Raw genomic sequence first — 13,408 nt, 5'->3', positions numbered from 1 at the left:
CGACTACCGGGCGCCCCTGGGGCCAGGACCGGCGCCGGGCCCAGGCAGTACGTCCACATTGTCCCCATGCATCGGCTCGCCGCAGTGCGCGCAGCGCAGCTCGACGCTGCTGACCTCGCCGCACGCGTGGTGGCGGTAGAGCACCGGCGGGCCGGCCTCGCCCGCGAGCCACCGGTCGCCCCAGCCGACCATGACCATCAGCAGGTCGACGAGTTCGGCCCCTTTTCCGGTCAACGCGTACTCGTACCGCGGCCGCTGGTCGTAGGGCCGGCGCTCCAGCACCCCGTGTTCGACGAGGTGGTTCAGCCGCTCGGTCAGGACCTTGCGGGAGATGCCGAGGTCCGCCTGGATCTGCTCGAACCGGTTCGCCCCGACGAAAACGTCCCGCAGGATCAGCGGCGACCAGGGCTCCCCGATCACGTCGAGGGTCCGGGCGATCGAGCACGCCATCTCACCGAAGTTGGTCCGCTGCATGAGCCGAGTCTACGCCACTGGGTTCCCTAAGGGAACTTTGAATGCTACGCTCCCTGAGTCTCCTGAAGGAACTCCGGAAAGGACCACGGCGATGAGCAAGGTCTTCAGCGCCCACGCGGTGTCGGTCGACGGGTACATCACCGGCCGGGACCCCGGCGCCGGGCGCGGGCTCGGTGACGGGACCGCACTCTTCGACTGGTACTTCGACGGCGACACCGCCAGTCGGGTATTCGACGGCTTCAAGCTGAGCGAGCCCAGCGCGCGGGTTTTCGACGCCGTCGCCGAACGAGTGGGCGCGACCGTCGCCGGGCGCGCCACCTACGACGATTCCGACGGGTTCAACGGCGGCAGTCCCCACCCGAGCGCCCCGCTGGTCGTCCTCAGCCACCGGCCGGTGCCGGGGCTGGGCGAGCGGCAGACCCTGGTCAGCACCGGCATCGAGGACGCGATCACGGCGGCGCGTGAGGCCGCCGGCGACCGGGACGTCGCGCTGATGGGCGGCGGGGTGGTGACCGAAGCACTGAAAGCGGGCCTCGTCGACGAGCTGGTGCTGCACCAGGTGCCGGTCCTGCTCGGCGCCGGACGGCCGTTCTTCCGGGAGCTGCCCGCACACGTCCGGCTGCGCCTGGTCGAAGCGGTGCCCGCCGCGGGCGTCACCCACCTTCACTATGCAGTCGAACGCCAAGAAGCTCGTGAGTGTTTATGACGGTTAGAACCGTCCTAAACACTCACAAGGCCTGAAATACCTGTCCAGTAGTCGTCAAAGGAGCTGACCACCATGCTCGACCCCGACGTCCGCCTCGTGCTCGACGGCACCCCCATCGCCCACCTCGCCACCGTGCTGCCCGACGGCGGCCCGCATTCCGTCCCGCTCTGGATCGGCACCCACGGCGACCGCATCGCGATCCTGACCGGCCCGGGCTCGCGCAAGGCCCGCAACCTCCGGCGGGACCCGCGCGTGGCGATTTCCCTGACCCCGGCGGACAACCCGTTCCAGCCGGTGCTCGTGCGCGGCCGGGTCGTGGAGTGGCTCGACGGCGACGCCGGCTGGGAGATCGTCGACCGGATCGCGGCGAAGTACATCGGCGCTCCCTACTCCCGTGAGGAAGAGCGGGTGGTCGCCCTCATCGAGCCGGACCGGCAGAGCGCGGGCTGAGCAGCCCCGGGCGTGCCTGGCAAAGGTTGCGGGTCGCTGTGCGGCGGGCTGGCTCGGTGTAGCGGATGACGCTTTCGCTGCACTCAGTGCAGGGGAAGTGTCATCCGCTACCGGTGGCAGCCGCGAGACCGGCTTTCTCAGACACGCGCCAGGCCGTCCCGGGCGGCGACTGTGCTGTTTGGACGCGGCGAAGCCGGGTTCGCGCCGACGCGTCGGTGTCATGCCCGCCACTTCGTGGTGAACGCCATCTTCGCTACTGGATCGTTCCCGGTAGGCTTCGGGTTCGCGGTTCACCGCGTGTCCATCGTCCCGCCGAGCCTTCAGGAGGACCCCGGTGACCGAACCGGCTACCGAGGCCAGCGATGCCGTCACCGTGCCGCAGCGTCGGGTGCTCGTCGCCGAGGACGAGGCGCTGATCCGGCTCGACCTGGTCGAAATGCTGCGCGAAGAGGGCTACGAGGTCGTCGGCGAAGCCGGGGACGGGGAGCAGGCCATCGCGCTGGCCACGGACCTCAAGCCCGACCTCGTCATCCTCGACGTCAAGATGCCCAAGCTCGACGGCATCGAGGCCGCTTCCAAGATCACCGGCGACCGGATCGCGCCCGTGGTCATCCTCACCGCGTTCAGCCAGCGCGACCTGGTCGAGCGGGCCCGCGACGCGGGCACCATGGCCTACCTGGTCAAGCCGTTCGCCAAGCGCGACCTGGTGCCGGCCATCGAGCTGGCGGTGAGCCGCTTTTCCGAGCTGCAGGCGCTCGAGGCCGAGGTCGCGGGCCTGACCGATCGGCTCGAGACCCGCAAGGTGATCGACCGGGCGAAGGGCCTGCTCATGAGCCGTCAGGGCCTCACCGAGCCGGACGCCTTCCGCTGGATCCAGCGGACCGCCATGGACCGCCGCACCACCATGAAGGCGGTGGCGGAAGCCGTGGTGGAGAGCATCGGCTGAGCTTTCGCACCAGACCGGCCGAACGGGCGTGACCAGGGGGTCGCGCCCGTTTTGGCATACCCAGGGTCGCGCCGGGCTGTCTGAAAGGGCCGAAAGGGCAGGTTTGCTACCGTGGCGGCCGGGAGTTCGTGCGTTCGGCCGATCCGGGGGAGTGACGAGCCTTAGGCTGCCTACACAGACCTGGCCGATGGTCAATGGTCCGGTAGTGGTGTAACTGCGTACTCAGGGTTATCACCCGATTGTCACAATGGGACGATCGGGTGTAAATCATCCGTTAATACTCGTGACGACCGTCACGATGTGGATACAAGACTCTGCGTGACTCTGTGCAACGCCCCGCCGGGCGGCTACTTTCAGCGGCCAGTCAGGTCCCACGTGGGACAGGCCGTTCATCCGGGCGGCTGGTTGGCATTTGGAGGAACGAGTGCAGAAAGCACGACTCACGAAGGTCATCGTGCTCGCCGCCGCCGGGGTCATCTCCCTCAGCGCGTGCGCGGCGCGTGACAACAGCAGCTCGGGTGGCAACGCCAGCTCGGCGCCGCAGGCCGCGGCCCCGTCGGCCGCCGCCGACGCCGCGGACCCCGCGGGCGACGGCAAGGCGCAGTGCGCCCCGACCTCCATCGCGTACGCCGGCACCATCAACGGTGCGAACGCCGCGCTGGGCCAGAACATCCTCAACGGCGCCAAGCTCGCCGTCGACCAGCACAACAAGGCGAACGCCGGCTGCCAGGTCAAGCTGCAGCAGTTCGACACCGAGGGCACGCCGGACAAGGCGCCCGGCATCGTGACCCAGATCGTCAACACCCCGGGCATCATCGGTGTCGTGGGCCTGCCGTTCTCCGGCGAGTCCAAGGCCGCGGGCAACATCTTCAACAGCGCCGGCCTGGTCACCGTGACCCCGTCGGCCACGAACCCGACCCTGAGCGAGAACGGCTGGAAGACCTTCTTCCGAGGCCTGGGCAACGACAACACCCAGGGCCCAGCCGCCGCCAAGTTCATGACCGGCGAGCTCGGCGCCAAGAAGGTCTGCGTCATCCAGGACGACTCGGACTACGGCACGGGCCTGGCCACCTCGACCATCAAGGCCCTCGGCAGCGCGGTTTCCTGCCAGGACAAGGTCAAGACCAAGCAGACCGACTTCTCGGCCGTGGTCAACAAGATCAAGGGCGACAAGCCCGACGCGGTGTTCTACTCCGGGTACTACCAGGAGGCGGCCCCGTTCGCGCAGCAGCTCAACGACGCCGGCGTCACCGCGAAGTTCGTGGGCCCGGACGGCGTGAAGGACGACGAGTTCGTCAAGGGCGCCGGCGACGCGGCCAAGAACGCCTACTTCACCTGCCCTTGTGTGCCGGCGGACCAGTTCACCAAGTTCAGCGACGCGTACAAGGCGGAGACCGGTAAGGACCCGGGCACCTACTCGCCCGAGGCCTACGACCTCGCGACGATCCTGCTGAAGGGCATCGACTCCGGCAAGAAGGACCGCGCGGGCCTGCTCGACTTCGTCAAGAACTACGACGGCCAGGGCATCACCAAGCACTTCAAGTGGAACGACCACGGCGAGCTGTCCTCGACCACCGTGTGGACCTACAAGGTGGAGAACGGGAAGATCGTCCGGAACACCGAAATCAAGTAGCGCAACGCTTCCGTTCCAGTTACCGGGGTGTGCGCCCGGCGGCCAGGCCCGCCGGGCGCGCACCCCGGACCCACATGGAGAACTAGTGTGTCGATGACTCATGAGCTGAGCTCGCTCGTCCTGGCGCAGGGCGGCAGCTGGATCACCTTCGACGTGAAGTCGTTCCTGGACCAGTTCTGGGACAACACGTTCGACGGGCTCGCCTACGGCAGCATCTACGCGCTCGTGGCGCTGGGCTACACCCTCGTCTACGGCGTGCTGAAACTGATCAACTTCGCCCACTCCGAGGTGTTCATCTACGGCGCCTACGCGACGTGGTTCACCTTCTACGGCCTCGGTTTCCGACCCGGCAGCACCCCCGATCTGCCCGTCTTCGAGCTGATCGGGTTCCTGCTGCTGGCGCTGATCGCGTCGATGGCGGTCTCGGGCGGCACCGCGGTGGTGCTGGAACGGGTCGCCTACCGTCCACTGAGGAAACGCGGGGCGCCGAAGCTGGTCTTCCTGATCACCGCGATCGGCGCGTCCTTCGTGTTGCAGCAGCTCATCTTCATCTGGCGCGGCGGCAACGCCGAGCAGGGCATCCGGCTGATGCGCAACGACCCGGTCTTCACCGTCTTCGGCGGCAGCATCACCAGCGTCACGATCATCACCGTGGTCGCCGCGGTGGTGCTGATGCTGGCCGTGAACTACTTCGTGAACAAGACCAAGTTCGGCCGCGGGATCCGCGCGGTGGCGCAGGACCCCGACACCGCGATGCTGATGGGCGTGAACAAGGAACGGGTCATCACCACGACGTTCCTGATCGGCGGCCTGCTGGCCGGCGCCGCGGCGCTGTTCTACATGATGAAGATCCCGCAGGGCGCGGCGTACCAGGGCGGCTTCCTGCTCGGCATCAAGGCGTTCACCGCCGCGGTGCTCGGCGGCATCGGCAACCTGCGCGGCGCGCTGCTGGGCGGGCTGCTGCTCGGCGTCGTGGAGAACTACGGCCAGTCCCTGTTCGGCGGTGGCTGGCGCGACGTGGTCGCGTTCGCGCTGCTGGTGCTGGTGCTGATGATCCGGCCCACCGGCATCCTCGGTGAGTCGCTCGGAAAGGCCCGGGTATGACAACGACCTTGCCCGCGCCGGCGCCGGCCAAGAGCCGCCGCCCGGTCCGTGAATGGTGGAACACCCTCAGCCGGCTGCAGCAGTGCGCCATCCTGATCCCGCTGGTGGTGTTGATCTACCTGCTGCCGGTCCTGAACCCGCCGATCCTGAGCACCGAGCCCGGCTACAACTTCCCGATCGCGATGTTCGAGGTGGCCCGCTACGCGCTGGTCGCCATCGGGCTCAACATCGTGGTGGGCCAGGCCGGCCTGCTGGACCTCGGTTATGTCGGGTTCTTCGCGATCGGCGCGTACGTGATGGCGCTGTTCACCAGCCCCGACTCGTCGCTGTCCAAGCTGCCGTTCCTGGTCGTGCTCCCCATCGCGATGGTGGTCACGATGATCTTCGGCGTGATCCTCGGAACTCCAACGCTTCGATTACGCGGGGACTACCTCGCGATCGTCACGCTGGGGTTCGGCGAGATCGTCCGCCTGCTCGCCGACAACATCGAGCCGTTGCGCGGGAACAGCGGCTTCTCCGGGGTCGGGCACCCGCCCGGCGCCAAGGCCGACGGCACGCCGCTGTTCAACAACTCCGACGGCGTCCCGTGGTACTGGCTGTGCGTCACGATCATCATCATCATCCTGTTCGTGGTCGGGAACCTGGAGCGCAGCCGCGTCGGCCGCGCCTGGGTCGCGATCCGGGACGACGAGGACGCGGCCGAGATCATGGGCGTGCCGACGTTCAAGTTCAAGATCTGGGCGTTCGTCAGCGGGGCGGCGGTCGGCGGCCTCTCCGGCGCGTTGTACGCGGGGCAATTGGGCTTCGTGAACAACCAGAAGTTCGACGTGGTCACCTCGATGCTGTTCCTGGCCGCGGTGATCCTCGGCGGCGCGGGCAACAAGGTCGGGGTATTGCTGGGCGCGGTGGTGGTGGCCTACGTGCCGCTGCGGTTCCAGGCGATCGCGGAGTACAAGTACCTGATCTTCGGCCTGGCGCTGATCATCCTGATGATCTTTCGCCCCCAGGGCCTGCTGGGCGCGCGGCAGCGGCTGCTCACCTACGGCAGGCTGGCGTACCGGCGGCTGCTCGGCAAGGGTGAGCAGATCAGCAGCGACGGCTCGCTGGCCACGGACAACCCGGGAGAGAAGGCATGACCGTCCCTGGCAACGGCACCGGCCCGGAGGTCCCGGCCGAGGGCGGCCTGGTGGCCGAGGTCGCCCAGATGAGCGCCGACGAGCTGGCCGAGCACGAGGCCGAGGTCGCCGAGGTCGTCGCACCGGACCGTGAGATCGACGTGGCGATGGGGAACACCCTGCTGCGCGTGGACGACGTGACGGTGCGCTTCGGCGGGCTGGTCGCGCTGGACGCGGTGTCGTTCGACATCCGGCGCGGGGAGATCCTCGGCCTGATCGGGCCGAACGGCGCGGGCAAAACCACCTGCTTCAACGCGATGACCGGCGTCTACCGGCCCACCTCGGGCCAGGTGCTGCTGGAGGACAAGCCGCTGGGCAAGGCCTCCCGGCACGGCATCACGCAGCTGGGCATCGCGCGGACGTTCCAGAACATCCGGCTCTTCAGCGAAATGACGGCGCTGGAGAACGTGGTCGTGGGCACCGACGCGCGGCACCGCACCAGCCTGCTCGGCGCGCTGGTGCGCTCTCCCCGGCACCACCGCGAGGAGAAGTCCGCGATCGAGAAGGCCATGGCGCTGCTGGAGTTCGTCGGCATCGCCGACCGCGCCGCGGACCGGGCGAAGAACCTGCCGTATGGCTACCAGCGGCGCCTGGAGATCGCGCGGGCGCTGGCCACCGAGCCGAAGCTGCTCTGCCTCGACGAGCCGGCCGCCGGGTTCAATCCGGCGGAGAAGGAAGAGCTCATGGGGCTGATCCGGACGATCCGCGACGACGGGTACACCGTCCTGCTGATCGAACACGACATGAAGCTCGTGATGGGCGTGACGGACCGGATCGTGGTGCTGGAGTTCGGCAAGAAGATCGCGGAAGGGGAGCCTGCCGAGATCCGGGAGAACCCCGCCGTGATCGCCGCCTACCTGGGGGTTCCCGACGATGACGTTGCTTGAGCTGTCCGATGTGTCCGTCCACTATGGCCGGATCCAGGCCGTGTCCGGGCTGTCCATCACGGTCGACGAGGGCGAGATCGTCACGCTGATCGGCGCCAACGGGGCCGGCAAGTCCACCACCATGCGGGCGATCTCCGGCATCCGGCCGCTGTCCGGCGGCTCGATCCACTTCGCCGGCGAGGACATCTCCCGGCTGCGCGGTGACCTCCGCGTGGTCCGCGGGATCTCGCAGTCGCCCGAGGGCCGGGGGATCTTCCCCGGCATGACGGTGCTCGAGAACCTCGACATGGGCGCGTACGCGCGCAAGGACCGGAAGAACCTGCAGCCGGACTTCGACCGCGTCTTCGAGCTGTTCCCGCGGCTCGCGGAGCGCAAGACCCAGGTCGGCGGCACGATGTCCGGCGGCGAGCAGCAGATGCTCGCCATCGGCCGCGCCCTGATGGCGAAGCCGCGGCTGCTGCTGCTGGACGAGCCGTCGATGGGCCTGGCGCCGCAGTTCATCCAGCAGATCTTCCGGATCATCACGGAGATCAACAAGCAGGGCACCACCGTGCTCCTGGTGGAGCAGAACGCGCAGCAGGCGCTGTCGCGGGCCCACCGGGCGTACGTGCTGGAGACCGGGCGCATCACGAAGTCCGGCACCGGCAAGGAACTGCTGGCGGACAACAGCATCAAGGAGGCCTACCTCGGCGTCGGCTGAGGACGGTCTGTTTTCGGAGAAGCCCCTTCGCTCGCGCGAGGGGGCTTTCTCTGTGTCTCGATCACAACCGCTGGTTGTGCTCGGCGGCGAAACGGCTGTTGGACGCACCCCCTGGCCAGGCGGTTTGCTGGAGGCACACACCACCTGGGAGGACAAGATGGACACCACGGAGCAGATCCACGGCATGGCGGCGGGCGTGCCGTTCGTGGCGTTGCCGCCGGCCGGCGGGACGGCGACCGGCGCGCTGGTCGTCGGCTGGCACCTGATGGAGCCGCCGGCGAGCGAGCAGGCGATGGCCGCCGCGGTGCCGATGGCGGCCCTCGACGCGTGGCGCGTGTACCTCGGCCTGCCGCTCACCGGCGCGCGGCTGCCTGACGGCGGGTACGACGAGTTCTTCCGGCTCGCGAGCGAGGACGCGGTGCTGAACGTCAACGGGCCGGTGACCGAGCAGGCGGCCGCCGAATTCCCCGCCGCGGTGGCGGAACTGCGCCGCCGTCTGTCCATCGTGGACGGTCCGCTCGGCGTGTTCGGCGGCTCGGCGGGCTCGGCCGTGGCACTGGAGGTGCTGGCGCGCGGCGAGCTGGACATCGCGGCCGGCGCGGTGGTCAGCCCGGTGGCGCAGCTGACCCCGGTGATCGGGCGCAACGAACGGCTGTACGGCGTCACCTACCCCTGGACCGAAGCCTCGCGCGCGGTCGCGGCCCGGCTGGACTTCGTGCGCCGCGCGGGCGAGCTGACCCAGCCGCTGCTGCTGGTGGTCGGCGGGGAGGACGACATCGCGTTCCGCGAGCCGTCGGACGCGCTCCGGGCCGAGCTGGGCGAACGCGCGGAGCTGGTGGTCGTCGACGGCATGGGGCACCAGCTCGCCGAGGCGCCCGGGATCGAGGCGGCGCCGCAGAACGCCGACGCGCGGCGCGTCGACGAGGCCTTCACTACGTGGTTCGCGCGGCACCTTCGGTGAACGCGGCGAGGTCGGCCGCGGGGAGCCAGTCGCGCGCCGGATCGTAGGCGCACCACTGCTCCTCGCGGCTGGTCCGCCCGGCCAGCGCCAGCAGCCGCCGCAGCGCCGGCGCCGGACGGCCGCGCCGCCAGACCAGCGACCACGGGAACAGCGGCGAGGGCTCGAACGGCAGCACCCGCAGGTTCAGGTCGGGCGCCAGCTCCATGTCCGCCCCGGCCAACGTCACCCGTGGCTTGCCGTAGCGCGTCTGCTCCAGCGTGTGCCGCAGGTCGTAGCTGACGCCGGAGTCGTCCACCGGCACGTCGAACGCCGCGCACAGCTCCCGCAGGTAGGACAGCCACTCGGCCGGGCCGCCGAGCTGGGGCAGTCAGATGCCCTCCTCGCGCAGGTCCGCCAGCCGCAGCACGGCGGCCCCGGCCAGCGGGTGCTCCGGTGCGAGCAATGCCACCAGCGGCTCCAGCCGGATGACGCGGTGCTCCAGCTCGGCGGGCAGCTCGCGGCCGAAGCCGGTCACGCGGCCGATCGCGACGTCCAGCTCGCCCCGCGCCAGCGGGTCCACCGCGTGCGCGAAACCGTGCCCGGTGCGGCGGTCCACGCGCAGCCCGGGATCGCGCTCGGCGAGCCGGCGCAGCAGGAACATGGGGGACAGCCGGTTGTCCACGAGGTCGAGCCGCAACGGCCGCTCGCCCATCGCGGCGACGGCCGCGTCGGCCGCCCGCACCAGCTCACGGGCGTGCGGCAGGAAGCGCTCGCCGTCCGCGGTCAACTCCACGGCGCGGTTGGTGCGCGCGAACAGCCGCACCGACAGCGTGTCTTCCAGCCGGCGGATCCGCTTCGACAGTGCTTGCTGGGTAAGGAACAGCGCCTCGGCGGCCCGGCTGAAGTGGCGCTGCTCGGCCGTCACCACGAACGCGCGGACCTGCCCGAGGTCGAGGTCCACCGGGCTCAGGCGCCCGGCGGCTTGTCCCGCACGACGCAGGTCAGCCGGGCGGTGCAGGTGCGCCGGCCCTCGTCGTCGGTCAGCACGATCTCGACGGTGATGGTGCCGCGGCCCACGTGCAGCGGGGTGGCGACGCCGGTGACGGTGCCCGAGCGGACGGCCCGGTGGTGCGTGCAGGACAGCTCCAGGCCCATCGCGGCCCGGTCCGGTCCCGCGTTCAGCGCCGCGACGGTCGAGCCGATCGACTCGGCCAGGGTCGCGTTCGCCCCGCCGTGCAGCAGCCCGTACGGCTGCAGGTTGCCCTCGACCGGGATGGTGGCGACCACCCGCTGCGGGGTGACTTCGAGCAGCTTCAACCCGATCTTGTCGTTCAGCTGCTGGCCGGCGGCCGCGGGGTCGATGCCCGCAAAGCTCTCCAGCCTGATGTCGCCGGCCTGCTCGGTCACGCGCTGCTCCTCAACCTATGCGACCCGTAAGAGTGTCGGACCCTCACCTTAGACTCGCTCCCGTGAGCCCGAGTGAGAACCGAACCGTAGCCAACGCCACCGGCGACACCAGCACGGCCGAGCGGCCCCGCCTGCTGCTCATCGACGGTCATTCCATGGCCTACCGTGCCTTCTTCGCCCTGCCCGCGGAGAACTTCAAGACCAAGACCGGGCAGGTCACCAACGCGGTGTTCGGGTTCACCTCGATGCTCATCAACCTGCTGCGCGACGAGGCGCCGAGCCACCTGGCGGTGGCGTTCGACCTCTCGCGCAAGACCTTCCGGTCGGAGGCGTTCGCCGACTACAAGGCCAACCGCAGCACCACGCCGGACGAGTTCCGCGGCCAGGTGGACCTGGTCAAGGAGGTGCTCGAGGTGCTGGGCATCCCGTCGCTGACGAAGGAGAACTTCGAGGCCGACGACATCATCGCCACGCTCACCACGCAGGCCGGCGCCGAGGACTTCGACGTGCTGATCTGCACCGGCGACCGCGACGCGCTGCAGCTGGTGAACGAGCACGTCACCGTGCTGTACCCGAAGCGCGGCGTGTCGGACCTGGTCCGCTTCACGCCCGAGGCGGTGGAGGAGAAGTACGGCCTCACGCCGCGGCAGTACCCGGACTTCGCGGCGCTGCGCGGCGACCCGTCGGACAACCTGCCGGGCATCCCCGGGGTGGGGGAGAAGACCGCGGCCAAGTGGATCCGCCAGTTCGGCTCGCTCGACGAGCTGATCGACCGGATCGACGAGGTCAAGGGCAAGGTGGGCGACTCACTGCGCGAGCACCTGTCGTCGGTCACGCTGAACCGGCAGCTCACCGAGCTGGTCCGCGACGTGGAGCTGGACAAGGCGCCTGAGGCGCTGGAGCTGCAGCCGTGGGACCGCGACGCGGTGCACCGGCTGTTCGACGAGCTGGAGTTCCGCGTCCTGCGGGACCGGCTCTTCGCCACGCTGAGCAGTGCCGAGCCCGAGGCCGAGGAGGGCTTCGAGGTCTCCGGCTCCGCGCTCGCGCCCGGCGGGCTGGCCGAATGGCTCACCGCGCACGCCGGCGCGGGCGAGCCGGTGGCCCTGGCCTTCCGCACGACCGGCAGCTCGGTCCGCTCCGACCTGCGGGCGATCGCCTTCGCGACGCCGGACGGCGAGGGCGCGTACCTCGACGTCACGGCCATGGACGAGGCGGACGACCGGGCGCTGGCCGCCTGGCTCGCCGACGCCGGCGTGCACAAGATCGGCCACGACCTGAAGGTGCCGCTGCACGCGGTGCGCGCCCGCGGCTGGACGCTCGCCGGGCTGGTGCTGGACACCGCGCTCGCGGCGTACCTCGTGCGGCCGGGCCAGCGCACCTTCGAGCTGGACGACCTGGCGTTGCGCTACCTGCACCGCGAGCTGCGGTCCGAGTCGGCCGACGGCGACGGCCAGCTGTCGCTGCTCGACGGCGGCGCGGAAGAGCTGGAGCAGAAGGAGATCCAGGAGGAGCTGGTCAAGGCCCGCGCGGTCTTCGAGCTGGCCGCCGCGCTCGGCAAGGAGCTGGACGAGCTGGGCGGGTCGAAGCTGCTGGCCGAGCTGGAGCTGCCGCTGCTCGAGGTGATCACCGAGCTGGAGGCCGCGGGCATCGCGGTCGACGTCGAGCAGCTCACCGAGCTGGAGGCGCACTACCTCAGCCGGGTCACCCAGGCCGCCGACGAGGCGTACAAGGTGATTGGCAAGCAGATCAACCTGGGCTCGCCCAAGCAGCTGCAGGTGGTGCTGTTCGACGAGCTGGGCATGCCGAAGACCAAGCGCACCAAGACCGGCTACACCACCGACGCCGAAGCGCTGCAGAGCCTGTTCGAGAAGACCGAGCACCCGTTCCTGCAGCACATGCTGGAGCACCGCGACGCCACCCGGCTGCGCACCACCGTCGAGGGCCTGATCAAGTCGGTCGCCGACGACGGGCGCATCCACACCACGCTGCAGCAGACCATCGCGGCCACCGGGCGGCTGTCCTCGGTGGAGCCGAACCTGCAGAACATCCCGGTCCGGACCGAGGAAGGCCGCCGAATCCGCGACGCGTTCGTGGTCGGCGAGGGCTACGCGGAGCTGATGACCGCGGACTACAGCCAGATCGAGATGCGGATCATGGCGCACCTGTCCAAGGACGAGGGCCTGATCGAGGCGTTCAACAGCGGCGAGGACCTGCACACGTTCGTCGCGTCGCGGGCGTTCTCGGTGCCGGCCGAGGAAATCACCGCGGAGCAGCGCTATCGGGTGAAGGCCATGTCGTACGGCCTGGCGTACGGGCTTTCGGCGTACGGGCTCTCGCAGCAGCTGCGGATTTCCACCGACGACGCCAAAGCGCAGATGGAGGCGTACTTCGCCCGGTTCGGCGGCGTGCGCGACTACCTCCAGTCGGTCGTCGGCGAAGCGGCGAAGAGCGGTTACACCGAAACGATCTTCGGCCGCCGCCGCTACCTGCCGGACCTCAACAGCGACAACCGCCAGCGCCGCGAGATGGCCGAGCGGATGGCTCTGAACGCGCCGATCCAGGGCAGCGCCGCGGACATCATCAAGGTCGCGATGCTGAACGTCCACAGCGCCTTGGCGAAGGCGGAGCTGCGCAGCCGCGTCCTGCTCCAGGTCCACGACGAACTGGTGCTGGAAATCGCCGAAGGCGAGCGCGACGAGGTCGAGAATCTGGTCCGCGAGGGCATGGGCTCGGCCTACGCTTTGGCTGTCCCGCTGGAGGTTTCGGTCGGCTACGGCCGGTCCTGGAACGAAGCCGCCCACTAGCCCCGTTTTCGCGGCCGCGCTCGGCCGTGTTTCCGCAGCAAGGCTCCTTCACCCGTAACGGTGAGGGAGCCTTGCTGCGGTTTGTTGTCACCAGCCGGCTTCGAATGGTGGCGAAAATTTGCGAACACATCCAGTCACCGCCGGAATCACCGGTCCGTGTCGCCGCCGAACCCGCCTGCCGG

Annotated in this window: 12 protein-coding genes and 1 pseudogene; 10 read left to right on the top strand and 3 right to left on the bottom strand. The window is 69.5% G+C overall.

Translation table 11 applies throughout. The annotated features are described in order from the left end of the window. Window positions 1-3 precede the first annotated feature (3 nt). Window positions 4-474, bottom strand: coding sequence for a winged helix-turn-helix transcriptional regulator (locus tag OG371_RS44685; RefSeq protein WP_329063392.1), 471 nt, complete (start codon window positions 472-474; stop codon window positions 4-6). A 91-nt stretch (window positions 475-565) separates the two neighbouring features. Between OG371_RS44685 and OG371_RS44680 the strand changes: the two genes are divergently transcribed. The 9 genes from OG371_RS44680 (at window position 566) to OG371_RS44640 (ending at window position 9,036) form a co-directional block, all read left to right on the top strand. Then, on the top strand, window positions 566-1,180 hold the full coding sequence (locus OG371_RS44680) for a dihydrofolate reductase family protein (protein WP_329063391.1): 615 nt from the start codon (window positions 566-568) through the stop codon (window positions 1,178-1,180). A gap of 72 nt (window positions 1,181-1,252) precedes the next feature. Further along, entirely contained in the window at window positions 1,253-1,630 is a 378-nt protein-coding gene (locus OG371_RS44675; RefSeq protein WP_329063389.1) for a PPOX class F420-dependent oxidoreductase, read from the top strand. A gap of 334 nt (window positions 1,631-1,964) precedes the next feature. Continuing rightward, on the top strand, window positions 1,965-2,576 hold the full coding sequence (locus tag OG371_RS44670) for an ANTAR domain-containing response regulator (protein ID WP_091616968.1): 612 nt from the start codon (window positions 1,965-1,967) through the stop codon (window positions 2,574-2,576). 454 nt (window positions 2,577-3,030) lie between these two features. After that, complete coding sequence (locus OG371_RS44665; RefSeq protein WP_329073433.1) at window positions 3,031-4,209, top strand: branched-chain amino acid ABC transporter substrate-binding protein; 1,179 nt, start codon at window positions 3,031-3,033, stop codon at window positions 4,207-4,209. A 93-nt stretch (window positions 4,210-4,302) separates the two neighbouring features. Next, entirely contained in the window at window positions 4,303-5,313 is a 1,011-nt protein-coding gene (locus tag OG371_RS44660) for a branched-chain amino acid ABC transporter permease (RefSeq protein ID WP_329073432.1), read from the top strand. Further along, entirely contained in the window at window positions 5,310-6,449 is a 1,140-nt protein-coding gene (locus tag OG371_RS44655; RefSeq protein ID WP_329063385.1) for a branched-chain amino acid ABC transporter permease, read from the top strand. The genes OG371_RS44660 and OG371_RS44655 overlap by 4 nt, the downstream gene beginning before the upstream one ends. After that, a complete protein-coding gene (locus OG371_RS44650) occupies window positions 6,446-7,375 on the top strand; it encodes an ABC transporter ATP-binding protein (RefSeq protein WP_329063383.1) in 930 nt (309 codons plus the stop codon). The genes OG371_RS44655 and OG371_RS44650 overlap by 4 nt, the downstream gene beginning before the upstream one ends. Beyond that, window positions 7,362-8,075 carry an ABC transporter ATP-binding protein gene (locus OG371_RS44645; RefSeq protein ID WP_329063381.1) on the top strand — a complete coding sequence of 238 codons (714 nt, stop codon included), beginning with the start codon at window positions 7,362-7,364 and terminating at the stop codon, window positions 8,073-8,075. Before OG371_RS44650 ends, OG371_RS44645 begins: the two co-directional genes overlap by 14 nt. 157 nt (window positions 8,076-8,232) lie before the next feature. Beyond that, complete coding sequence (locus tag OG371_RS44640; RefSeq protein WP_329063379.1) at window positions 8,233-9,036, top strand: alpha/beta hydrolase family protein; 804 nt, start codon at window positions 8,233-8,235, stop codon at window positions 9,034-9,036. Here the strand turns inward: OG371_RS44640 and OG371_RS44635 are convergent. Together OG371_RS44635 and OG371_RS44630 are read right to left on the bottom strand one after the other, a co-directional pair. Next, window positions 9,008-9,976 (bottom strand): annotated as a pseudogene (locus OG371_RS44635) (LysR family transcriptional regulator). The gene OG371_RS44640 and the pseudogene OG371_RS44635 overlap by 29 nt on opposite strands. A gap of 5 nt (window positions 9,977-9,981) precedes the next feature. Then, a complete protein-coding gene (locus OG371_RS44630; RefSeq protein WP_329063376.1) occupies window positions 9,982-10,422 on the bottom strand; it encodes a PaaI family thioesterase in 441 nt (146 codons plus the stop codon). A gap of 62 nt (window positions 10,423-10,484) precedes the next feature. On the opposite strand from OG371_RS44630, the gene polA reads away from it, so the two are divergent. Next, complete coding sequence (polA, locus tag OG371_RS44625; protein WP_329063374.1) at window positions 10,485-13,226, top strand: DNA polymerase I; 2,742 nt, start codon at window positions 10,485-10,487, stop codon at window positions 13,224-13,226. Window positions 13,227-13,408: the final 182 nt, after the last annotated feature.

Source organism: Amycolatopsis sp. NBC_01480 (genome assembly GCF_036227205.1).
Taxonomy (GTDB): Bacteria; Actinomycetota; Actinomycetes; order Mycobacteriales; family Pseudonocardiaceae; genus Amycolatopsis.
Note: the sequence above shows the minus strand (reverse complement) of the source record. Positions and strands in the feature narration are given on the sequence as shown.

Coding starts and splice junctions, on each gene's coding strand:
- OG371_RS44685 (WP_329063392.1), bottom strand. CDS start 474: ATGCAGCGGACCAACTTCGGTGAGATGGCGTGCTCGATCGCCCGGACC.
- OG371_RS44680 (WP_329063391.1), top strand. CDS start 566: ATGAGCAAGGTCTTCAGCGCCCACGCGGTGTCGGTCGACGGGTACATC.
- OG371_RS44675 (WP_329063389.1), top strand. CDS start 1,253: ATGCTCGACCCCGACGTCCGCCTCGTGCTCGACGGCACCCCCATCGCC.
- OG371_RS44660 (WP_329073432.1), top strand. CDS start 4,303: ATGACTCATGAGCTGAGCTCGCTCGTCCTGGCGCAGGGCGGCAGCTGG.
- OG371_RS44655 (WP_329063385.1), top strand. CDS start 5,310: ATGACAACGACCTTGCCCGCGCCGGCGCCGGCCAAGAGCCGCCGCCCG.
- OG371_RS44650 (WP_329063383.1), top strand. CDS start 6,446: ATGACCGTCCCTGGCAACGGCACCGGCCCGGAGGTCCCGGCCGAGGGC.
- OG371_RS44645 (WP_329063381.1), top strand. CDS start 7,362: ATGACGTTGCTTGAGCTGTCCGATGTGTCCGTCCACTATGGCCGGATC.
- OG371_RS44640 (WP_329063379.1), top strand. CDS start 8,233: ATGGACACCACGGAGCAGATCCACGGCATGGCGGCGGGCGTGCCGTTC.